We start from the raw sequence: 22,465 nt of genomic DNA, 5'->3' as shown, positions 1-22,465 counted from the left end.
TCCGGGGCCGCAGGGGGTCAGCGCCGCGCGTCGGTGAATGGCGAGGCCGGCAGCCCGTCCCGCCGCATCGCCGACGGGTCGAGGCGGAGCGTGATGCCGCGCTCGGCGGTGAAACGGACCAGGGCGCCGAGGTCGCCCGGCTTCGGGGCCGGGCCGTCGAGGCGGGTGTTGAACAGGATGATCTGCCGGCCCGCCTCCGCCTTTTCCGTGAGGGCAAGTTCGTCGCCGCCGATGGTCACGTTGTCGACGATCTGGTTGTTGCGCGCCACGCCGAGCTCGTCGGTCAGCGCCTCCGCGAGCTTCGGGTAGCGCATCCGCCAGGTCGGGGCGTCGAGCGGCATCGCGGCGAAGGCGGCCCGGAATTCCGAATCCGCCTCGTTCAGGGACGGCTTCATCCAAGTTAGCCCGCGTGCGTCGAGGGCGACCATCGGGCTCGAAGCGACGAAGACGTTGCGGGTGATCGTGTTGTCGCTGCCGCCGCCGATGAAGACCGGCTGATCCACATCGACGAACAGGTTGCGGCGGATGGTGAAGCCGCTCGCCATGTCGTCGAGATAGACGCCCTTCACCTCCATTCCCGGCACGGTGCGGATGTCGTGGACGTAGTTGTCCTCGATGATCGAGCCGCGGGCGGTGAAGTCGCGTCCGGCATAGATCGCGCCTGTATCGCTCAAACCGTGGATGAGGCGGGCGACCTCGTTGCCGCGAAACACGTGATCGTTGCCGCGCAGGTAGATCGCGTAGCCGATCGCGTCGGTGATGAGGTTCCCGCTCGCTTCCGCGCCGACGCCGTCGAGTTCGATCGCGGAACTCTGGGTCTGGCTCAGCCGCGAGAAGCGGGTGAAGCGGGTGTCGCGCACGAACAGGCCACCGCGCCGGAGCGTGGCGCGGTCGCCGCCGACGAGGCGGACCGCGCTCGCGCCGATATCACGCACCGTGCTGCCGGAGACGCCGCCCCCGGTCACCCCCTCGAACAACACCGCACGGCCCGCTGCCCAGGCCAGTTCGCTCGCGCGGATCTCGATATCCTCGCCGCCCTGCACGACGATCAGATCGCCGCGCGCGCGCTCCAGCCGAAGCTGCTCGATGCGCAGGTGCCGCGCGCCCTCGGCCCGGATCAGCGTCTCGGCGAGGCCGACTTCGAGGTCGGCCGCGCCGGGAGCTGGCCATGCCAGCAGCAGCCCGCTCTCGCCGTCGCGCCACCATTCACCGGGCTCATCGAGGGCACCGAGGGCGTGGACCAGCCGCATCCGGGCGCCCTCGCGGATGCCCTCGTAGGGCGGCGCATCCAGTTCGAGCCGGCGGCGGCGCTGATCGACCGCCGCGACGTGGAGGGTTTCCAAGAGCCAGTCCCAGCGCCAGAAGCCCTCCGCCCACAGGTCGCGTTCCAGGGACAGGTCGGGCAGACCCGGCGCGTCCTTGAGGGTGAAGTCGAGGCCCCCTGCTTCGGCCGCGGCGACCGTCGTCCAGCCGGACCCGGGCCCAGGGCTCGGCCCGGGATTCGGCCACTGCGCCGGGCGCAGGGCGCCGCCCGCATCGAAGATCTCGGTGACGCGCGGATGCGTCTCGCGTAAGCGCCGCGGCGCGCGGTAGGCGGGCTCCCGGCGCAAAGCCTCGGGCAGACGGTAGGCGCGCACCGCGTCGCGGGCCGCCGCCGGCAGCCGCGCGCGCAGGCGCGGCGGCAGCGATGCGGGCGCCAGGGGCATGCTGCCGACGAGCCGGCTCGATCCGTCGGCCGCCCCGCGCAGGATCAGGGGCGCCCCGGCCGTGCCGGCATGGTCGGGGCCGATCCGGACGGGCGCCGAGATCCGGTGCGTTCCGGGTTCCAGCGCGACCACGATCGCTCGCCCCTCCCCCTGGCGGCGCAGCGCCGCGACGCGGGCGAGCGCCGTCGGCAGATCCGCGAAGCGGTCGTTGCGACGGGCATTGACGTCGCCGGTGGGCGCAACCTGCAGGACCAGCGGCGCTTTCGCCTCGCCGCCCCGAACCTCTGCCGCGAGGCCGAAGAGCGGCGGCCCAAGGAAGATGGCGAGCAAGACGGCGGCGAGGAACCCGGCTGCGCTCCGCGGCAGGCCGAGCCTCACGCCTCGGCTTCCGCGTCGGTCATGACGAGTTGCACCCGCGCGTCGCGGCCGAGGGCGTCGAGCGCCCGCCGCAGCCGGGCGGTGCCGCTGCGGCGGGCGCTCGCCGTCAGCAGCAGGGCCGGGAAACGCTGGTCCTGGGCGAGGCGCTCGGCGGCGATGTCGGTGCCGATCAGCCCGATATCGACGAAGACCGTGTCGAAGGCGGCCGCCGCCGTCAGGATCGCGCCGGTATAGGCCGCGGTGCCGAGGCGCAGGGCCGCGTCGTCGAAGGGCAGGATCTTGACCCCGGTCGGCCCCTCGACCAGCGCGTCGCCGAGGCCCGAATGCGTCCTCAGCACGTCGGCGGTGCCGCGCTTGGCCTTGCTCCGGAGATCGCCCGAGATCATCGCCTCCGGGTCGGCATCGACGAGCAGCACCCGCTGGCCGTCGAGGGCGGCCGAGGCGGCGAGGCTGCGGGCCAGCTCCGACTTGCCGCTCCGGTCGTCCGCCGAGGTGACGAGGACGATTGTCGGCCGCGTGGCGCCGAAGTCGCGCTGCAGACGGCTGCCGAGACGGGCCACGGCCACGTCGTAGGCGGTGTCGGCGCGCAGGGATTCGCTGCCCGCCTTGCTCCGCGTCCTGCTCGGCACCTTGGCCGGCAGGGCGGCGACCACGGGGAGCCCGGCGAGCTGCTGAAGCCGGCGGCGCGAGCCGATCCGCCCTGCGGCCGGCACGGCGAGGAGCGCGAGCGCGGCGCCGAGGCCGAGGCCGGCCGCTAGAGCCGCGGCGAAGATCACAGGAATCGGGGGGCCGAGCCGGCGCTCCGGCAGCGAGGCGGGCGAGATGACGCGCGAGGTCGAGGTGTCGAGGCGCTGCTGTTCCTGAAGCTCGCGGGCGCGGACGAGGAAGGCTTCGTAGACCGCGCGGCTCGCCTCGACCTGCCGCTCCAGTTCGCGCAGGCGCACGAAGCTCTTGTCGACGGACAGAGCCTCCTTCTTGCGGCTCTCCAGGGTGGCGGCGAGCGAGGCCTCGTTGGCCTGCGCCGAGCGGTAGTCGTTGCGGGTGGCCGCGGCGATGCGCCGGATCTCGGCGTTGATGTCGTTGCGCAGGGTCTGCACCTGCAACTCGCCGGTGCGCAGGGTGGGGTGGCGGGGGCCGAGGTTGGATAGGGTGTCGGCCCGGGCCGCCTCGATCTGGGCGAGCTGGGCGCGCAATTGTGCGACGGTCGTGGACTGGACGATCTCGGTCACGGAGTTGAGGTCGGCTCGCCCGTTGGCGACCGCTTCGATCTGGGCGAGCCGCCCGCGCAGCTCGCCGGCCCGGGCGCGCGCCGCGCCGAGCTGCTGGTTGAGCTGGGTCAGCGCCTGCTCGCTGACGAGCTGGCCGCGGGTGCCGACGAGGTTGTTGGCGGCGCGGAACTTCTGCGCCTTGTCCTCGGCCTCGCGGAGGTCGTCCTGCAACTCGCCGAGGCGGCTCGACACCGCCTCGCCGGCCTTGCGGGTGACCTGAGCTTGCGCATGCGAGACGGTGGTCAGGTAGGTCTCGGCGATGGCCTGGGCGAGCTCGGCGGATTTTTGGCGCTCCTGGCTGGTGACGGCGAGCTCGACCACGAAGCTGCGCTCCAGGCGGCGCGCGGTCGTGCGGTCGCGCAGGGTCCGCAGGGCGGTGAGCGTGTCGTCGGCAGAGCCGCCGGTGCTCACGAACAGGGAGGAGATGCGGCTCTTGAGCGCCTCCAACGGCGAGGCGGGGCGGACGAATTCCGCGTCCCGATCGAGCTTGAACCGATTCACGACCTGCCGCAGCACGTCGTCCGAGATGAGGACGCGGAGCTGGCTGTCCACGAGGAGCAGGCTCGCATCGCTCGCCTGATCCGAGGGCGTCACGCCGTCCTTGACCACCTGGATGCCGCGTGGGTCGATCAGGATCTGCGTCACGGCGGCATAGAGCGGCGGCGCCAGAGCGAGCCACGCCACCGCGGCCACCAGGAGCAGCACGGCCGGGGCCAGCACGAGCGCCCAGCGTGCACGCAGGGCCTGCCCGATCTCCCGCGGGTCGAGGAACCAGGGTTCAGGCGTCACGTCCGGCTTGCCCGGCTCGGCGCCGACGAAGAATCGCGAAGGCATCCGCTCGATCATCGTCATTGCAAAACTCTCGAACAATACGCGCCTGCAGGTGCGGCCGACCCGCAGCGACCGATCCGGTCCGCCGTTCCCGTCCCCGAGTGGGTCGTCCGGGGACGATCCTTCCCGTGTTGGGACAGCGGCCGGAGTCCGGAGGCGGTTCGGGTCTCAGGCTTCAAGATCTGCGCCAGGATGCCCATCACGCGGGCGCCGCAGGCGGAAGACCAAAGGCGGTGGCGGACGGAACGGGCGTGGCTGCGCCCGCCGGCTCCCGGCGGAGGGCACCGATGCGGGCATAGGCCAACAGCCCCACGAAGGTGAGGACGTTGATGTTCCAGTCCTGAAAGATGCCCGGCGTCGTCATGCCGTTGAGGATCAGGAAGAACACGCAGGTGGCGACGAGGCGGCGTCCGGGACGATCGAGCTTCATCCCCCAGCGCAGGGCGGTCCCCAGCACCATCGCGCAGAGGCCGAGCCCGATCAGGCCGGTGCCGGCCCAGGCGCTCAGCAGCATGTTGTGCGAGGACGAGATGAACACGGCGTCCCGCGCCAGCGTCTCGGCCAAAGCCGTGGTCGGGATCAGGAGCTGGATGAAGCGGTCTCCCGCCGCGTAGCCGGCGCCGACGAAGCGGTCCTTGGTCGCCTCGATGAAGACCGGCCAGAAGGTGCCGCGCCCGGTGGCGTCGGCCAGCTCCTCCGGTGGCTTCTGGAGTACGGTCGAAATCACATCGAGCAGGGCCGGAAAGGCGGATAGGCCCCCCATCAGCACGAGGAACAGGACCAGGTAGACGGTGAAACCCGCGTAGCCGAGGAGGCGCAGCCGGCGGTGGCGCGACGCCACCATCATGCCGGGTGCCGCCGCGACGAGCGAGGCGGTGCTCGCGGCCGAGCCGGCGATGACGAAGCCGACGAAGGCGAACAGGAGGTGGGCGCGCCGGTGGGGGATGCGGTCGTCGAAGATGACGAGGAAGGCGTATGCGGCGCAGAGATAGGGCATCAGATTGTGCTTGGCCGACGAGAACACGATCCCATGCGCGAAGTTGTCGAGGATGATCGGTGCCGTGGCGACCAGCCACGCGACGGTGAACAGCGCGAAGAGGTTGGCGAGCCGCCGCTCGATGTCGCTTCGGTCGAAGATCATAATCGAGGCGAGGGTGAAGATCGCCAGTTCCACCGTTCGGTATACGGTGTAGCTCGGCACGATCGACCATGCGGTGCTGAGGCCGTTCACGAGGATCATCAGCGTGAATGGCAGGTACGGCATCGAGAACGCCACCAGCAGGATGCGCCGGTCCACCGCGATCCGGGCCATTAGATAGAGCCCGGTCAGCCCGGTCATGACGATGAGCGCGAGGTTGGAGGCCGTCAGCCCCTGCTCCAGCACCGCGTTGCCGTCCTCCCGCGGGACGTTGAAGACCAGCGGCAGCAGCGCGAAGAGCGTCATCAGGGCGAACGGGACCGCGACCGGACCGTTCAGCGGCCCCATCCGGGTCTCCAGTCTATGGCGCGCCAGCGGATAGAGCAGCACGAACCAGACTGCCACCGCGACGACCAAGAGGAAGTTCAGCATTCCGGCAGTTCCATGGAACGTCGTCTCAGCCTGGTCCGGGTGTCGAGAAAGCCGATTTCGTGCCCCGCCGATCCCGTGCGGGCCAACACTCTGTGGAGTCTTGGTTTATGGCGTCTTTCGGGCTGTGAGGCGCATGCGCGACGCCGTGACCATTCGGAATGCTGCGGAATCGATTTCGCAGCGGCCCGATCGGAGTGCCGGTTTACGCTCAGCGCATCGCATCGTTGAGGCTCGCGATGATATTGACCGGAAGCCGCAAGGATCCGTGTTCGACAGGTTCTCCGGCCCAAATAGCCTCCGCTTCGGCGAAGAGCGCCCTCAGGCGCCGAACAGGACGACCTCGGTATAGGTGAGGTCGCCGGTGGCCGGCGGGTTCGGGCCGCGGGCATATTTCGGGGCGCGGCCCTCGAAGAAGTGTCCGACGAGGCCGGGCAGCTTGCCCACGGCATCGAGCACGAACCACGGCATGGCGTGGTGCAGGATGAGATGCCGGCCGATCGCGCCGAGGAAGGCGGACAGGTCGAGCGCGGTCGAGCGATAGACGAGCTGGAGGCAAGGCAGGCGTGGCCAGCGCGTCTCCCCCGGCCGCAGCTTGATGGCGCGCCGCTGGAACAGGACGGCCCACGCCTTCTCGCCATCCGAACAGACCAGGCCGATGCAGCCATAGGCGATGTGGTCGGCCACCAGCCGGGCCTCCGGCTCCGGCAGCAGGCGGAGGGTGTCGGGCGTGGCCGCGCGGACGCGGCGCCCCCGGCCGAAGCCGGCGAGCAGCGGCATGACGAGCATCTGGCCCGAGCAGACCGGCTTGAAGCCGCGCGCCTTGTGCATCTGCCAGGTCTGCGGGGCGGGCGAGACGTTGGTGTAGGTCACCCGCCGGTCGCGCATGGCGAAGCCGTCGAGCAGCGTGCCGAGCGCGCGGAACTCCGGCAGCACGTACCAGCTCGACAGGTTGCAGCGCAGATGCGTGCCGGCCTCGTCCGTCACCGTCCGGTACAGGGCGAGCAGGACGCCGACGATCGCCCCGTCCCGTTCCAGCACATAGCCGTAGCGCGGCACGTCGTCGGGCAGCGGCTGGGTGCGGTGCCGGTCAAGCCCGGTGCGCCAATAGGTTTCTGAACGGTCGGGGAAGCCGACCCGCAGCAGCCGCACCACGGATGCGAGGTCGTCCTCCTCGATGGTGCGGCAGCGGACCTTGGCCCGCGCGCTGCGAACGCCCTCCCCCGCGGGTGGGACGTCTTCCACGGTCTCGTTCAGCCCAGTCATCGGCGTCCCCCTCCGGCTCGTCGCGCTGTCCGGCACCTGTTTTCGTCCCACGGTTCCGCGCGAACGAACCGTGAGCCAGGCGCATTGTCGTCCCGCTCGGAGACGTGCGCGAAACAGAGCGAAATCAATGCCAGCCGGCCGATGCCGTTTCGGGATTGCCGGTCTTGTTGTTTGGATTAGTATAGGCGTTATTTTTTCTGTCCGGACAAGCCGGACTCTATTGATTTTCCGCAATTCGCTGTCGAAGCAAGTCCTGGCTCAGAGCCGCCGGCCGGCGTCAGGCGGTGCTGCCGGCGTCGACGGTCAGAACGGTGCCGGTGACGTTGCGGGCGCGGTCCGACATCAGGTAGGCGACGGCGTCGGCCACATCCTGCGGCTCGGCCAAACGCTTGAGGGCGCTGCGGTTGGCCACCCGCCCGCGCTCGGCCTCGTCCATCTCGCCCGTCATCGCCGTCTCGATGAAGCCGGGCGCCACCGCGTTCACCGTCACGCCCAGCCGCCCGAGCTCGCGGGCGAGCGACTTGGTGAAGCCGATCATCGAGGCCTTGGTGGCCGCGTAGACCGAGAGCGCGTTGTAGCCAGTGAAGGCTATGATCGAGCTGACATTGACGATCCGCCCCGCGCCCGCCGTCATCATCCCGCGAGCGAAGTACTTGGTCAGCACCATCGGCGCGAGGGTGTTGAGGTGGACGAGTTCGGCGATTTTGGCGGCCGGCATCGTCGTCAGCAGGCCGGGCGTGCCGAGGGCGGCGTTGTTGACGAGGCCGTAGACCGGCCCGTGCTCGGCCCGGATGCGCTGGGCGAGCGGCTGGAGCGCGTCGATCTCGCCGAGGTCGGCCGCCATGAATTCGATCCGGCCGGGACCGGCCGCCCGTTGCGCTGCCTCCAGCGCCTCGCTCGGGCGTCGTGCCAGGGCGACCACGCGAAAACCCTCGGCGGCGAGTGTTTCGGCCATGGCGAGGCCGAGCCCGCGGCTCGCCCCGGTGACGACGACGAGGCGCCCGGTCTTGAGGCCGTCCCTGGAAACGTCGCTCACGCGCCCCTCCGCACCAGCTTGCCGCCGGACGTGATCGGCAGCGTGTCCACGAACTTCACGCTCGCCGGCACCTTGTGGCCGGCCAAGCGCGGGCGGCAATGGGCAATGATCGCCTTCTTCAGCGCCGCCTGATCCGCGCCCGCGTCGGCGCGCAGGACCACCTCCGCCTCGACCACCGCGCCGAGGATCGGGTTGGGCCGGGCGCGCACTCGGGACATCGAGACGCCGGGGAAGATGTTGATGACGGTCTCGACTTCCTCAGGCTGCACCTTGGCGCCGCCGACATTGATCACGCCGCTGCGCCGGCCGAGGAAGTGGTAGCGCTCGCCCCTTCGCTCCACGAGGTCGCCGGTATCGATGAAGCCGTCCTCGGCGATCAGCGCCTCGGGCGTGGCACCCAGATAGCGACGCCCGGTGCGGCCGGAGCGCACGAACAGGCTGTCCTCGCGCACGGTGATCTCGATCCCGGCGCGGGTGCCGATCAGCGCGGACGGAAAACCCTCCCGCCCGTCCTCGACGGTGAAGCCGACCCCGCCCTCGGTCGAGGCGTAGGCATGGGCGATGCGCGCCTCGGGGAAAGCGTCGCCAAGCGCATCGAGGATGTTCTGGTCAGCGATTTCGCCCGAGAGCCGCACGTAGCGGGGGCTGAGCCGGTCGAGCGCCGCGCTCATCAGGGCGAGGCGCCAGTGCGAGGGCGTGCCGAGGATGTGGGTGGCGCCCGCCGTGCCGACGCGGACGAGATAGTCGCGCACCGGCTCGCCCGCGTCGGAGAGCACCAGCGAGGACGGCCCGAGCATCGCCCGCAGGAAGACCTGCAGACCGCCGTAGCGGCGGATGTCGTAGAAGGTGCTCCACACCGTGCCTGGCTCCGGCGTCGCGGCGGTGTTGATGCCGCCGGCCAAGCCTTCGAGGGTGTGGGCGACGAGCTTCGGTGCGCCGGTGGTGCCGGAGGTGGCCAGTGCCCATTCCGTCTCCCGCGGCGTCTCCGCTGCGGTGCGGCAAGCGTCGTCCACGTCGATGCGCGCCAAGCCCGGCAGCGCATCGGGCGGGAGCCCCTCGGCGTCGGTGACGCAGATCTCCGCCTCGGAATCCGACGCGATCCGGACGATGTGCTCCGGCGCCAGCTTCGGGGGGACGAGGGCGAGCCGGGCCGCGAGACCGTCGAGCGCGATCATGGCGCGGGCCGCCGCCATCTGCCCGCCGACGGCGAGCAGCACCCGGCGGCCAGCGAGCGCCGCGGTCGCGGCGGCGTCAGGCTCACCGGAAACGATCCCGGCGAGATCTTGTTTGCTGCGGTGGTCGGACAGGAACAGGCCCTCAAGACCGCCCGCCGCCAGAAGGCGCTCGCGCAGGATCATCGGGCTCAGGCCGCCTGCCGGGCCGCGGCGCGGTCGTAGAGGGCGACGAGGTCGCCGACCGTCACCGGCAGGTCGGAGGCGTCCATCTCGCCGAACGGGTCGGCACCGGTGAGATCCTCCATCCGTGCGACGAGGAGCGCGAAGCAGAGCGAGTCGAACTCGGTGTCGAGCATCACCAGGTCGTCGGTGATCGGCGGCATCCGCTTCTCCTGCTCGGCAGCGATCGCGGCGATCTCGAAAAAGACGGTCTCACGCAGGGACATGGGGGCTCTCCTCGAAAGTGGTTTGGCAAGGGGTGGGGTAGGAGGCGCCGCGGAGGCATTCGCCGAAGTCGCGGGCGATCTCGGACAGGATCGGCCGGCCGCGCGGCACCAGCCGCCCGAGGCCGTAGAAGAAGTGGATCATGCCAGCGTGAACGGTGTGGGCGGTCGCGATGCCCGCCCGTTCCAGACGCTCGGCATAGGCCGCCCCCTCGTCGCGGACGGGATCGTATTCCGCGGTGTGGATGCGGGCCGGCGGCAGGCCGGTCAGGTCCGCCTCGCGCAGGGGCGAGAGACGGGGCGACGGCGCGGCGGCTTCGGGCCCGCAGGCCGCAAGGTCGCGCCGGATCGTCGCCTCGTCGAGGAAGTAGCCGCGGGCGAAATCGCGGCGCGAGGCGTGGTTGCCGTGCACGTCGAGCACGGGGCAGATCAGGAGCTGCGCCCGGATCGCGCCGCGCCGCTCCTGGCAGACCCGTGCCGCGAGGCCGGCGCCGGCGGAATCGCCACCGATGCCGAGCCGGGCCGGATCGATCCCGAGCGCGTCCGCCTGCGCGGCGACCGCATCCAGCGCCGCCAGCGCGTCGTCGAGGGCGGCCGGGAACGGGTGTTCGGGCGCGAGCCGGTAATCGACCGAGACGACGCGGAGGCTGCCGGACTCGGCGAGCACCCGGCAGATCCCGTCATGGGTGTCGAGGCCGCCGGTCACGAGGCCTCCGCCGTGCAGGTAGACGAGGCCGGGGCCGCCCGTGCTGCCCTCCGGCGCATAGAGCCGCGCGGAGAGCGGCCCGGCCGGGCCCGGCAGGACGAGGTCGCGGGTCGCGACGCCCTCGGCGCTCAGCCCGGCAAGGCGGCTAAGCCCGCGCATCCCCTCCCGGCGGGCGTCGAGGGTGATGCCGTCCGAGCTCCCGAGCGCCATCATGTCGAGGAAGCGGCTGACATGCGGATCGAGGGGCATCGGACGGCTCCGGGCGTTTCGCGTCAGAGCTTCAGCACCGTGCGGACCGCGGCCGGCCACGCGTCGATGCTCTCGCCGTGGGTGGCGAACAGGGCCACTGCGAGGCGATCCATACCGAAGGCGACGCAGCCGGTATGGGCGGGCTCGCCGTCCTCCAGGTTCAGGCCCCAGGTCGTGCCGAAATGCTCGCGGTGATAGTTGAAGCTCATGCAGGCGGTGCCGGCGGCCGCGCCCCGCAGCGGGATCAGCAGCTCGAACTTCAAGGCCTGTTCGAGCTGGCTGAAGGCCATGATCTGGCCGAGCCGGCCGAAGAACGGGTCACTCGCGGTCTCCACCGTGTAGGGAAGCCCGAGTTCGTCGGCCATGGCGGTGGCGGTCGCGATCCAGCTCTCGCGGAAGGCGACGATCTGCTCCGGCGTGCCGATACGGACGTATTCGCGCATCCGGAAGGATTGCAGCCGGTCGAGATGGCGCGAGGGTTCGCGGCGGAAGCAGTCGCAGGCGACGTCGAAGCGGTAGCCGGTGGCGGGCACCGCGCCGCGGGCGGCGGCGATCGGGTAGACCGGGTAGCAGGCGGCCGGGGTCAGAACGAGGTCGGCGGTTTCGAGGCCCGTGGTCCAGTCGCCGCCCTCGAGGTGCTTGTCGGCGGAGGCGCGGATCTCCGCCTCGCTGCCTTCCAGGCAGGAGACGCAGCCGAGAAGGTTCGGGAAGCTCTTGAGGTAGCCGTGCCGCTCCAGATGCGCCCGGCTCATCACCGGCGGGAAGCGGAACACCTCGGTGCCGTCCTCGCGCCGCGCCGAGATGAAGGCGGCCAGCGCCTCCACCACCGACTCGTAGGCGCCGGTGCGGGCGTAGACGCCCTGCGCATTCATCGGCTTGAACATCGCGTCGAACAGGGCGTCGAGCGGGTCGGTCGCGGGCGGCGAGGCCGGCGCGTTCATCACGGGCATGTTCATGGCGAGCAAGTCCTTCGGGCGAGACGGGAGCGGGTCAGCGCCTTCAGGCGCTCAGCGAGGCGGCGACGGGCGACATCAGCGTCGCGGTGGCGAGGTTGGCCATGATCCGGTCGTTGTGGATCATGATCGGCGCCGAGAGGATGTCGCGCAGCGCCCGGCCGATGCTGAACGCACCGTCCTGGCGGTAGCCGGCCAGCCCGTTGGCGCGCAGCGCGCTCGACACGGTGGCGACGGCGAGTTCCGAGACCTCGACCTTGAGCATCGTCAGCGCGGTCTGCACGTCGAGGCCGGCCAGCGCCGCCGGGTCGCCTTGCGAGCCCTCGAAGGTGTCGAGCGCCTGCGTGATGAGGGCGCGGGCCTGCTTCAGGCTGGAGACGGCGCGCGCATAGTGCAGCGCGCCGGGCGGGGCGACGCCGTCCGCACCCCGCATCGCCGTGCGGGTGAAGGCCTGGGCGCGATCGACGGCGGAGGCCGCGATGCCGGCCCAGGCGCTCGACCACAGGATGTGCGAGACCGGCGTCATGGTCTGGTTGTGGATGTCGCCGTAGCGGGCGGCGAGCACCTGCTCGGGGCGGCCGCGGGCGACGAGGCGGAAGCCGCTGCTGCAGGTGCCGCGCATGCCGAGCGTTTCCCAGCCGCTCAGGCGCTCCAGAGTGTAGTCCTCCTTCAGGAAAACGCAGAGCACTTGGTCGGACGCTCCGGCCTCGGCCGAGCGGCGGGCGACGGTGACGACGCCGTCGGCCTGTGCGCCGTAGGAGATCACGGTCGCGGCCCGCTCCAGGGTGATCGCCTCGCCGTCGGCCTCGATGGCGGCGGCGGAGGAACGGACGTTGCCGCCGCCTTGGCCCTCGGTCGTCGAGGAGGCCATCAGGAGCTGTTCGTCGGCGATGCGGCGCAGGAGGCCGTCCTGCCAGGGCTCGCCGCGGCCGTGCCGGATCAGGCAGGCCATCTTGGTCTGGTGCATGGCGAAGATCATCGCCGAGGAGGCGCAGGCGCGGCCCAGCACGTAGGCGATCTCGGCCAGCATCCGGACCGAGGCGCCCTCACCGCCGAGTTCGATCGGCACGGCCGCGCCGAGCAGGCGCTGCGAGCGGAAGGCGGCGACGGCTTCCACGGGGAAGCGCCCGTCGCGGTCCACGGCGTCTGCATGGGCGGCGGCGATCGCGGCGGCGGCGGCGGCGCGGGTCAGAAGGTCGGCGGCATCGCCGACCCGACCGTCCGGCGTGGGCAACATCGTCATGGCTGGGCTCCGTTGGACTGAAGCCGGCCGGGCCGGCGGCACGTCAGAGATGTTCGTGAGGGAAGGTCAGGCGCTCGGGCTGCGCACGCTCTCGACCATCCGTGCGATGGTCTCGATCGAGTAGAAGTTCTTCGGCGTCAGGCTCGCCGGCGGGATCATGATGTCGAACTCCGCCTCGACCGCGACCATCAGGTTGACGAGATCGAGGGACGAGAGCCCGACATCGACCAGGGCGTCCGACTTCTCGAATTCCGGCTTGATCGCGTGGCGGGCGGCGATCGCGTAGGCGAGGCCCATGGTCCGATCCGCGACGCTGGCTGTCACCGCTTGCGACATTGTCCTCTTTCCCTTTAGCCTGTGCCGACTGGATTGGTCTGTGGCCGCTTCGACTGCAATACATCCGCGGTTTTATAAATACTCTTGCTGATTATGCGGAAAAAGCGTTTATTGATGTTAAGTATGTTGCTGGTTAATCTGATTTGGTTGGGCCGGGTTTTAGATTCGGTCCGTGTCGGGGGGCGATCCATCCGGTGAGATCCCGATGAAGCGCCCGCCGCCATAGGCCAGGGCAGGCCGTTCCGCCCGGTTCAGCCGCACCTCGCGCACCGCGCCCAGCAGGATGGCGTGGCTGTGCCGCTCGATGACCTCCGCCAGCGTGCAATCGACGATGGCCTGCGCCTCGGTGAGGCCGGAGGCGCCCGATTCCATGATCGTCCAATCCGCGCCGAGATAGCGGGCGGCGCCCCGCAGGCCGCCGATGCCGGCAAAGCGCTCGGCGATCCCCTGCTGCCCGGCTCCGAGGATGCTGACGCAGAAATGCCGCCGCCGGGCGATGACCGGCCAGCTCGACGAGCTGCGGTTGACGCAGACCAGCATGGTCGGCGGATCGACGCAGAGGGAGACCGCCGAAGTCGCGGTGAGCCCGACCCGGTCCTCGCCGCTTCCGGCGGTGATCACGACGACCCCACCCACGAGGCGGCGCATCGCCTGCTTGAGGAGCCCCCCGTCGATGGCGGGCTCCGGCGCCCGCGCGGCGGCGGCGCCCATCACGCGCCCCATCCGTCGAACGGGCGGGCGCGGTCGCGGGGTGTCGATGATCTCCGGCGCGCAAGCATGGTTCGCAATCCGTTCGTCGATCTGAAATGGGACCTTGTGAAACTTGCCCGTCTCGTCCCGGTCGAAACCGGACGTTATCGGTTCATCTCTATGCCGTTGCCTGTCCTTGCGGCTCGTCTGTGCAAGTCCAGGGCCCGGCTGGACGGGCCGGAAATTGTTCAGTTCCGGTACAAACCGCAGGATGTGCCGAGGGGCGGTCCCGAACCGGGACGCGCCCTGCCGTCAAGCGAGATCGAAGCGATGTCCCAGAGCCCAGACGCCGCCCTCCCCGCCCGAACCGGCGGACGGACCGCCGCCCAGGCGCTCGTGGATCAGCTCGCGGCCAACGGCGTCACCCACGTCTTCGCGGTGCCGGGCGAGAGCTACTTGCCGGTGCTCGACGCGCTCTACGAATCGGGCATCGCGCTCACCGTTTGCCGCCAGGAGGGCGGCGCGGCGATGATGGCGGAGGCGCATGGCAAGGCGACGGGCCGGCCCGGCATCTGCTTCGTCACCCGCGGGCCCGGCGCCACCAATGCCTCGGCCGGCATCCACATCGCCCAGCAGGATTCGACGCCGATGATCCTGTTCGTCGGGCAGATCGAGCGGGGTCTGCGCGACCGCGAGGCGTGGCAGGAGGTCGATTACCGCGCCGCCTTCGGGCCGATCGCGAAATGGGCCACCGAGATCGAGACCGGCGCGCGGATGCCGGAATACGTCTCGCGCGCCTTCCACACCGCCACCGGCGGCCGGCCGGGCCCGGTGGTGGTGGCGCTGCCAAAGGACATGTTGAAGGACGCCGCAGAGGGCCCGCTGGCCCCGCCCTTCGCTCCCGTCGAGGCGGCGCCCGGCGCGGAGGATCTGGAGCGTCTCGCCGCCCTGCTGGCGGAGGCGAAAAACCCTTTCCTGGTGCTCGGCGGCAGCCGCTGGACCGAGCAGGCCTATGCCGACATCCGCCGCTTCACTGAGGCCTTCGATCTGCCGGTGGCCACGAGCTACCGCCGCCTGCCGCTGTTCGACCCGCTGCACCCGAACTACGCGGGTGATCTCGGGCTTGCCGCCAACCCGAAGCTGGTGGCGCGGGCCAAGGCCGCCGACCTGATGATCGTGCTCGGCGGCCGCCTCGGCGAGGTCGCGAGCCAGACCTACTCGCTCCTCGACATCCCGGCGCCCCGCACCCGGCTCGTCCACATCCATCCCGGTACGGAGGAACTCGGCCGGGTCTACGTTCCGCATCTCGGCATCACCGCCGCGCCGGCCCGGATGGCGGCGGCCCTGGCGCGGCTCGCGGCGCCGGCCACCGTGCCGTGGGCGACGGAGACCCGCGCGGCCCATGCGGACTATCTGGCGTGGTCCGAAATCCCGACGCCGCAACCCGGCCCGGTCAATCTCGGGCAGGTGATGGTGCATTTACGCGAGGCGCTGCCGGAGGACGCGATCCTGTGCAACGGCGCGGGCAACTACGCCGCCTGGATCCACCGCTTCTACCGCTTCCGCCGCTTCGCGACCCATCTCGCGCCGACCTCCGGCTCGATGGGCTACGGCGTGCCGGCGGCGGTCGCGATGAAGCGGATCTTCCCCGACCGCACAGTGATCTCGATCAACGGCGACGGCGACTTCCTGATGAACGGCCAGGAGTTCGCGACCGCCGTGCAGTACGGCCTGAACCTCGTCTGCATCGTCGCCGACAATGCGAGCTACGGCACGATCCGCATGCATCAGGAGCGCGATTTTCCGGGCCGCGTCCTCGCGACCGATCTCGTGAACCCGGATTTCGCCGCCTATGCCCGCGCCTTCGGTGGCGTCGGCTTCACCGTCGAGCGGACGGAGGATTTTCCCGCGGCTCTGGCGGAGGCTCGGGCGGCGCAGCGCCCGGCGATCATCCACGTGAAGTTCTCGGTCGATGCGATCACGCCGGGCATGAGCCTCACGGCGATCCGCGAGAAGGCGCTGGCGGGCGGGTGAGAACGGGGAAGGTTTTCGGCGACGCCTTTCCCACGTGAGGGCACGAGGGTTCCGGCGGCGGGTCTGGAACATCGAAGTCGACCCACAAGACCGTTCGGGCGAGGGATGCGAGACACAAGCAGGGCCGTTCGGTGCCGGCCGCGAACCTAAATTCGTCTCGTCGCGTTCCTAGAGGCGGATGAGGAGACCACCCGATATGAAGGCGATCTATGCAGTGGCGGCCGTCGGCCTGGGCTTGATGGGTTCCATCGCTTCAGTCTCGGCTCAGCCCTACGGCAGCCGTGACTATGGCTACGAAGAACGGGGCCGCGGCTACGGTGCCCGCGGTTACGACGACGAGGATCGCGGCCGTGGCTATGGTGGCCGCGGCTATGGCCGCCGTGATTACGGTTTCGATGAGCGCGAATACCTGCGCTGCAATCCCGACGTGCTCCGCGCGGTCAGACGGGGCCAGATGGAATCCGGTGCCGTGCACTACCAGACCTTCGGCCGGCGTGAGCGCAGACGTCTGAGCTGCTGACCAGGATCAGCTCGTAGCGGGGACGAAGCCTGAACTTTGCCCCGCTACGACAGCCGCCCATGCGCGAAATCCCAGTAAAGCTGGCGCGCCTTTCGAAACACCGGCCCCGGCTCGAAGCGCACGTCGTCGAGCCCGGTGACCGGGGCGACCTTGGCGAAGTTGCCGGCGGTGAAGACCTCGTCGGCGCTTAGAAAATCCTCGTAGCGCAGCGTCTTCTCCACCACCGTGACCCCGGCCCCACGCAGCAGCGCGAGGACGCGGGCGCGGGTGATGCCGGCCAGGAACGTGCCGTTCGGGACCGGCGTGTAGACGATGCCGTCCCGCACGAAGAAGGCATTGGCGTTGGCGAACTCGGCGACGTTGCCGAGCCCGTCGAGCATCAGGCAATTGCCGAAGCCGCGCGACAGCGCCTCGGTCAGCGCCCGTGCGCCATTGGGGTAGAGGCAGCCGGCCTTGGCATCGACGGGAGCGGTCTCGATCGACGGGCGGCGGAAGGGCGAGAGCGTCGCCTTGACGCCCGAGGGCAGCGGCATCGGCGCGGTGTAGAGTGACAGGCACCAATTGGTGGAGGCGGGGTCGAAGCGCACGCCGCCGGCAAACCCGCTTTCGGCCCAGTACATCGGCCGGATGTAGAGTTCGGCCTCGGGCGCAAACCGCGTCAGCCCCTCGGCGACGAGGCGGGTCCATTCCTCGACCGCGACCTTCGGCGTGAGCCCGAGGGCGGTGGCCGAGCGGTTGACCCGGGCGAGGTGCAGGTCGAGGTCGGGCGCGACGCCCTCGAAGGCGCGGGCGCCGTCGAACACCGTCGAGCCGAGCCACGCGCCGTGGGTGCGCGGCCCCATGATCCGGACGTTGCCGGGGTGCCACGCGCCCTCGAAGAACGTCCAGGTATCGTGCTCCGGCGTCGTCATCGCGTCCGATCCTGTGAAAGAGGCTGTCTCAGGCGGCTTCGAGCTGGCCGCCCGAACCGGCGCGGCGGCTCAGCATCCGCTTGGCCTTGCCGGCGGCGCGCAGGGCGAGTGCCACGACCTTCGGCTGGGTCTTCCGGCAGAAGGCGACCTTCCGCACGTAGCTCTCGACATGCCAGTGGCAGACCGCGCCGCGGGGAATGAACAGCACGTCGCCGGCCCGGAAGGTCCTGGCCGGGGAGATGCCGTCGCTGATCGTGGCCGACCCTTCGATGAAGTGGATCGTCTCGTCGATGTCGTAGTGCCACGCGAACCGGCCGGCGGTGCAGTCCCAGACGAGCGTCCAGGCCATGCCGTCGGCGCTGCGCGAGAGCATGGTGTTGCGGGCCACGGGCTGTCCCTCTTGGATCCAGCTCGGCTCGATCGGGGCGGCGCGCAGCTCGCCCGAGGTCACGGACGGAATCATCGCTGTGGTCGACACGGCATCCTCGCTGAAGCGCTCTTCCGCCGATCGGGGCGCCGGTTCGGCGCAGGAGAACGCGTTGATGACAAAGGGAGCAGGCGTTCGGAACCGTTCCGCAAGCGCCGAGCCTATCGGAAACCACGGTTCTAATCGGATGACAAGTCGATTGTACGATTATCACTAACGCAGGGACGGGCGAAGACTGTCGAGTTTCGGCAGGTCTGTCATCGTATCAAGACTAGGGCCGATTTGGCACGCTTGCTCCGTTTCGGGACAGGTGCCGGACGGCAGTGTCTGGACCGGAAAGACATTGCCGCGCGGCCACAGCCTCTGTCCCTCGGACGATTTCCCCTCGCTCGAAGTCGTCAACCAAGACTTATCGGAGATTCGCGTTCACCAAGTCCCGCAAGAGTTCATCCCGTTCCGGTACGGCAAAGTCTGGTCCAAGCCTTGCGCCCAAGGCCCCAACTTCGTGGTTTCGGGACGACTTCAAGACATGCGCAGCGAAACGATCGCCCTTCATGCCGGCTTCGACCACGATCCGGCCACGCACGCGGTCGCGGTGCCGATCTACCAGAGCGTCGCCTACGCCTTCGACAGCGCCGACCACGGCGCCGCCCTGTTCAATTTGGAGGAGGAAGGCTTCCGCTACAGCCGGATCGCCAACCCCACCGTCGCGGTGCTGGAACGGCGCGTGGCGGAATTGGAGGGCGGCCATTCGGCGCTCGCGGTCGCGAGCGGCCAGGCGGCCCTGCATTACGCCATCGCCACCCTGGCGGATCACGGCGGCAACATCGTCGCGGTGCCCCAGCTCTACGGCACGACGCACACGCTGCTGGCCCACGTCCTGCCGCGACAGGGCATCACCTGCCGCTTCGCCGCGAGCGACCGGGCCGAGGACATCGCGGCGCTGATCGATGGCAACACCCGCGCCGTCTACTGCGAATCGATCGGCAATCCGGCCGGCAACATCTGCGATATCGAGGCGCTGGCGGCGGTGGCCCACGCCCACGGTGTGCCGCTGGTAGTCGACAACACCGTGCCGACCCCGATCCTGATGCGGCCGATCGATTACGGCGCCGACATCGTCATCGCCTCGCTCACTAAGTTCATGGGCGGCCACGGCACCACGCTCGGCGGCATCATCGTCGATTCCGGCCGCTTCGACTGGAAGGCAGCGCCTGAGCGCTTCCCGATGTTCACGCAGCCGGACGTCTCCTATCACGGCCTCGTCTACGCCGACCATTTCGGCCCCGGCGCCTTCGCCGCGCGGGCGCGCAGCGTCTACCAGCGCACCACCGGCGCGGTGCTGCCGGCGATGTCGGCCTTCCTGCTGCTGCAGGGCATCGAGACGGTGGCGCTGCGGGTCGAGCGCCACGTCGCCAACGCGCGCAAGGTCGCCGAGCACCTGCGGGCGCATCCGCAGATCGCCTGGGTGAACTATGCCGGGTTCGTGGACAGCCCGAACCACCCGATGGCGCGCAAGTATCTGAACGGCGAAGGCTCCTCGCTCCTGACCTTCGGGGTCGTGGGCGGGTTCGAGGGCGGCAAGACGTTCTACGACGCGCTGAAACTGGTGAAGCGCCTCGTCAACATCGGCGACGCCAAGTCGCTCGCCTGCCACCCGGCCTCGACCACGCACCGCCAGATGACCCCCGACGAGCAGCGGGTCGCGGGCGTGCTGCCGGAGACGATCCGGCTCAGCGTCGGCATCGAGCATATCGACGACATCCTCGAAGACCTCGACCAGGCGCTCGCCGCCGTGGCCCCCGCCGCGCTCGCGGCCTGAGCCCTTCCCCATCGCTTTTCGGAGGAGACCCGCCATGCTGGACCACGGCACCCCGATTCGCTCCGTGAGCCGGTCCGCAGAACTGGATCTCGGCCAGGGCAGCGGCCAGGACAGCGGCTTCGCGTGGCCCGAGCCGGTGCAGCCGAAGCTTCGCGTCGGCCTCCTCAACAACATGCCCGACAGCGCCCTGGTGCAGACGGAGCGGCAATTCCGGCGCCTGATCGGCCCAGGCGTCGAGCTGCGCCTGTTCAGCCTCGACACGGTGGCGCGCGGTCCCCTCGCCCGCGCGCATCTCGACCGCTTCTACGCGACGCGGGGCAAGCGGGCTGACGAGGCCTTGGCCGAAGCCGGGCTCGATGCCCTCGTCGTCACCGGGGCTGAGCCGAAGGCCAAGCACCTTGCCGACGAGCCATTCTTCCCGGCGCTCACAGCGGTGGTGGATTGGGCGGATGCCAGCGGCATCCCGACCCTGTTCTCGTGTCTGGCCGCGCACGCGGCCGTGCTGCACCTTGATGGCATCGAGCGCCGGCCGCTGCCGGCGAAGCATTCCGGCGTCTATGCCTGCACCACGGTCGCCGACCATCCGGTGCTGGCCGGAATGCCGGGGCGCGTGCCGGTGCCGCATTCGCGCTGGAACGATCTGCCCGAACCTGCGCTGACCGACCGCGGCTACCGCATCCTGCGCCGCTCCGAGAGGGTTGGCGTCGATCTGTTCGTCCGTGACGGCGGCACCCCGATGGTCTTCCTCCAGGGCCACCCGGAATATGACGGCGACACGCTGGCCCGCGAGTACCGCCGGGATGTCGGCCGCTTCCTCGATGGCGAGCGGGACACCTGCCCGGCGCTGCCCGAGAACTACTACGCCGACGAGGCCGCCCTGCGTCTCGACACCTTCTCCGCGGTGGCGCGGGCCGATCGCTCGCCGGCCCTGCACGCCGACTTCCCGACCATGGCCGAGACCCCGCCCCGCCCCGCCGATTGGCAGGAGGGCGCCGCCGGGCTGTTCCGCAACTGGCTCGCGCTGGTCTCGGCCCGCGCCGCGCTCGCCGCGTGACGGTGTCCGCAATGGATCCGTTTTTCGCCACAGCCCTCGCCCCCGATCCGCTCGCCGGAAGCCCGGAGCCCGACGGCGCGGCCCCGCCGCCCCGGCCCTCCTCAACGGCCGGCTGGCTCGGCGCCCTGGCCCGCACGGCGCGGATCGACGCGAGCCCGGAGCGCATCTTCCCCCTGGTGCTGGATGCGGTGGCCGTTGAGCGCCCCCACGCGCCAGCCCTGATCGGACAGGACGAGACCCTGAGCCATGGGGCCTTCGCCGCCCGCCGCAACCGCTACGCCCGTTGGGCGCTGGCGCGCGGCCTGACCAAGGGCGACACCGTCGCCCTCCTGATGCGGAACAGCCCGGACTACCTCGCGGTCTGGCTCGGGCTCACCCGCGTCGGCATCTGCGTGGCGCTGCTGAACACCCACCTGCGCGGCGCCGGCCTCGCCCACTGCCTCGCGGTGGCCGCCCCCCGCCTCGTCATCGCCGCCGCCGACCTTGCCGACGTGTGGGACGGGGCCCTGCCCCATCTCGCCGAGCCGCCGGAGATCGTGTGGCAGAGGCCGGACGCGAACGATTCACTCACCGCGGCGTCGGCGGGCTTCGACGAGGCTCCGCTCGGATCGGGCGAGGCGCCCTCCGTCACGCTGCGCGATCCCGCGCTGCTGATCTATACCTCAGGCACCACCGGCCTGCCCAAGGCCGCGCGGGTGAGCCACCACCGGGTGATGATGTGGACCCACTGGTTCGCCGGCCTGATCGACCCGACGCCCGACGACCGCATGTACGATTGCCTGCCGCTCTATCACAGTGTCGGCGGCGTGGTGGCGCCCGGCTCGGTGCTGCTCGGCGGCGGCTCGGTGGTGATCCGCGAGAAGTTCTCCGCCAGCCGGTTCTGGGCCGACGTGACGGAGTCCGGCGCGACCCTGTTCCAGTATATCGGCGAGCTGTGCCGCTACCTCACGCTCGCCGCCCCCGACCCCTTCGAGAGACGGCACCGCCTGCGGCTCTGCACCGGCAACGGGATGCGCGCGGACGTCTGGGAGGCGTTCCAGGCCCGTTTTGCGATCCCCCGCATCCTCGAATTCTACGCCGCGACCGAGGGCACGCTCTCGCTCTACAACGTCGAGGGCCGGGTCGGCGCGGTGGGGCGCGTGCCCTCCTTCATGGCCCGGCGCTCGCCGGCCCTCATCGTGCGCCACGACGTCACCACGGGCCTGCCCGCCCGCGACGCGCAGGGGCGCTGCATCCCGGCCGAATTCGGCGAGGCCGGCGAATTGCTCGGCCGGCTCTCGGAGCGGGCGGAATACACGTTCGAGGGCTATACCAGCGCCGCCGAGAGCGCGCGCAAGGTGCTGCGCGACGTGATCGAGCCCGGTGACGCCTGGATGCGCACCGGCGACCTGATGCGCCGCGACGCGCAGGGGTTCTTCACTTTCGTTGACCGAATTGGCGACACCTTCCGCTGGAAGGGTGAGAACGTCGCTACCACCGAGGTCGCCGAGGCGCTTCATCGCATCGCGGGCGTGCGTGAGGCCAACGTCTACGGTGTGTCCGTGCCGGGGGCGGAGGGCCGGGCCGGCATGGCAGCGCTCGCGGTCGGGCCGGATTTCGACCTCGGGCACCTGCACGCCGCGATGGAAGCCCGGCTTCCAGTCTACGCCCGGCCTCTGTTCCTGCGCTTGAGCGACGAACTCGGCCACACCGAGACCTTCAAACAGAAGAAGGTCGCGCTGGCCGAGGACGGCTTCGATCCGGATCGGACCGACGACCCGCTCTATATCGACCGCGATGGCGCCTATCGCCGGATCGACGCGGCGCTCTACGCGGAGATCGCTGTGGGCCGTCTGCGCCTGTGATCCGGG

Annotated in this window: 19 protein-coding genes; 5 read left to right on the top strand and 14 right to left on the bottom strand. The window is 70.3% G+C overall.

Annotated features, from left to right (window positions below):
- Window positions 1-17: 17 nt before the first annotated feature.
- The 12 genes from MKK50_RS04405 to MKK50_RS04350 all read right to left on the bottom strand — a co-directional run bounded on the left by MKK50_RS04405 (window position 18) and on the right by MKK50_RS04350 (window position 13,880).
- A complete protein-coding gene (locus tag MKK50_RS04405) occupies window positions 18-2,084 on the bottom strand; it encodes a right-handed parallel beta-helix repeat-containing protein (RefSeq protein ID WP_499020672.1) in 2,067 nt (688 codons plus the stop codon).
- Window positions 2,081-4,204, bottom strand: coding sequence for a GumC family protein (locus MKK50_RS04400; protein ID WP_499020671.1), 2,124 nt, complete (start codon window positions 4,202-4,204; stop codon window positions 2,081-2,083). Before MKK50_RS04400 ends, MKK50_RS04405 begins: the two co-directional genes overlap by 4 nt.
- A 178-nt stretch (window positions 4,205-4,382) precedes the next feature.
- Window positions 4,383-5,753, bottom strand: a complete 1,371-nt coding sequence (locus MKK50_RS04395; RefSeq protein ID WP_253368822.1) for an O-antigen ligase family protein — start codon at window positions 5,751-5,753, stop codon at window positions 4,383-4,385.
- Window positions 5,754-6,071: 318 nt separating this feature from the next.
- The gene (locus tag MKK50_RS04390) at window positions 6,072-7,016 is read right to left on the bottom strand and encodes a GNAT family N-acetyltransferase (protein WP_499020668.1); all 945 of its coding nucleotides are present in this window, start codon (window positions 7,014-7,016) and stop codon (window positions 6,072-6,074) included.
- Between the two features lie 277 nt (window positions 7,017-7,293).
- Complete coding sequence (locus tag MKK50_RS04385; protein WP_499020667.1) at window positions 7,294-8,052, bottom strand: SDR family NAD(P)-dependent oxidoreductase; 759 nt, start codon at window positions 8,050-8,052, stop codon at window positions 7,294-7,296.
- Entirely contained in the window at window positions 8,049-9,410 is a 1,362-nt protein-coding gene (locus tag MKK50_RS04380; RefSeq protein WP_499020665.1) for a class I adenylate-forming enzyme family protein, read from the bottom strand. Before MKK50_RS04380 ends, MKK50_RS04385 begins: the two co-directional genes overlap by 4 nt.
- Before the next feature lie 5 nt (window positions 9,411-9,415).
- Complete coding sequence (locus tag MKK50_RS04375) at window positions 9,416-9,673, bottom strand: acyl carrier protein (RefSeq protein WP_253368816.1); 258 nt, start codon at window positions 9,671-9,673, stop codon at window positions 9,416-9,418.
- Window positions 9,660-10,625, bottom strand: coding sequence for an alpha/beta hydrolase (locus tag MKK50_RS04370; protein ID WP_499020663.1), 966 nt, complete (start codon window positions 10,623-10,625; stop codon window positions 9,660-9,662). The genes MKK50_RS04375 and MKK50_RS04370 overlap by 14 nt, the downstream gene beginning before the upstream one ends.
- A gap of 23 nt (window positions 10,626-10,648) precedes the next feature.
- The gene (locus MKK50_RS04365; protein ID WP_499020660.1) at window positions 10,649-11,581 is read right to left on the bottom strand and encodes an amino acid--[acyl-carrier-protein] ligase; all 933 of its coding nucleotides are present in this window, start codon (window positions 11,579-11,581) and stop codon (window positions 10,649-10,651) included.
- 43 nt (window positions 11,582-11,624) lie between these two features.
- A complete protein-coding gene (locus MKK50_RS04360; RefSeq protein ID WP_499020658.1) occupies window positions 11,625-12,821 on the bottom strand; it encodes an acyl-CoA dehydrogenase family protein in 1,197 nt (398 codons plus the stop codon).
- Window positions 12,822-12,887: 66 nt separating this feature from the next.
- Window positions 12,888-13,157 (bottom strand): phosphopantetheine-binding protein, encoded by a 270-nt coding sequence (locus MKK50_RS04355; RefSeq protein WP_499020656.1) that lies wholly within the window; start codon window positions 13,155-13,157, stop codon window positions 12,888-12,890.
- 159 nt (window positions 13,158-13,316) lie between these two features.
- Window positions 13,317-13,880, bottom strand: a complete 564-nt coding sequence (locus MKK50_RS04350) for a flavin reductase family protein (protein WP_499020655.1) — start codon at window positions 13,878-13,880, stop codon at window positions 13,317-13,319.
- A gap of 297 nt (window positions 13,881-14,177) precedes the next feature.
- On the opposite strand from MKK50_RS04350, the gene MKK50_RS04345 reads away from it, so the two are divergent.
- Window positions 14,178-15,881, top strand: a complete 1,704-nt coding sequence (locus MKK50_RS04345; protein ID WP_499020654.1) for a thiamine pyrophosphate-binding protein — start codon at window positions 14,178-14,180, stop codon at window positions 15,879-15,881.
- Between the two features lie 196 nt (window positions 15,882-16,077).
- The gene (locus MKK50_RS04340; protein ID WP_499020652.1) at window positions 16,078-16,401 is read left to right on the top strand and encodes a hypothetical protein; all 324 of its coding nucleotides are present in this window, start codon (window positions 16,078-16,080) and stop codon (window positions 16,399-16,401) included.
- A 44-nt stretch (window positions 16,402-16,445) separates the two neighbouring features.
- Here the strand turns inward: MKK50_RS04340 and MKK50_RS04335 are convergent, their stop codons facing one another.
- Window positions 16,446-17,312 carry a branched-chain amino acid aminotransferase gene (locus MKK50_RS04335; RefSeq protein ID WP_499020650.1) on the bottom strand — a complete coding sequence of 289 codons (867 nt, stop codon included), beginning with the start codon at window positions 17,310-17,312 and terminating at the stop codon, window positions 16,446-16,448.
- A 28-nt stretch (window positions 17,313-17,340) separates the two neighbouring features.
- The gene (locus MKK50_RS04330) at window positions 17,341-17,775 is read right to left on the bottom strand and encodes a cupin domain-containing protein (RefSeq protein WP_499020882.1); all 435 of its coding nucleotides are present in this window, start codon (window positions 17,773-17,775) and stop codon (window positions 17,341-17,343) included.
- 493 nt (window positions 17,776-18,268) lie between these two features.
- On the opposite strand from MKK50_RS04330, the gene MKK50_RS04325 reads away from it, so the two are divergent.
- From MKK50_RS04325 to MKK50_RS04315, 3 genes are read left to right on the top strand one after another with little or no spacing between them, the layout of a single operon-like run.
- Complete coding sequence (locus MKK50_RS04325; RefSeq protein ID WP_499020648.1) at window positions 18,269-19,561, top strand: O-acetylhomoserine aminocarboxypropyltransferase/cysteine synthase family protein; 1,293 nt, start codon at window positions 18,269-18,271, stop codon at window positions 19,559-19,561.
- Between the two features lie 34 nt (window positions 19,562-19,595).
- On the top strand, window positions 19,596-20,615 hold the full coding sequence (gene metA, locus MKK50_RS04320) for a homoserine O-succinyltransferase MetA (RefSeq protein WP_499020647.1): 1,020 nt from the start codon (window positions 19,596-19,598) through the stop codon (window positions 20,613-20,615).
- An 11-nt stretch (window positions 20,616-20,626) separates the two neighbouring features.
- Window positions 20,627-22,459: a long-chain-acyl-CoA synthetase gene (locus tag MKK50_RS04315; RefSeq protein ID WP_499020646.1), complete on the top strand. Its 1,833-nt coding sequence runs from the start codon at window positions 20,627-20,629 to the stop codon at window positions 22,457-22,459.
- The last annotated feature ends 6 nt before the right edge of the window (window positions 22,460-22,465 follow it).

The organism is Methylobacterium sp. J-043 (assembly GCF_022829505.1).
In the GTDB taxonomy this organism is placed as follows: domain Bacteria; phylum Pseudomonadota; class Alphaproteobacteria; order Rhizobiales; family Beijerinckiaceae; genus Methylobacterium; species Methylobacterium extorquens_A.
The sequence above is the reverse complement of the archived record's forward strand: the minus strand, read 5'-3'. Positions and strand labels throughout refer to the sequence as shown.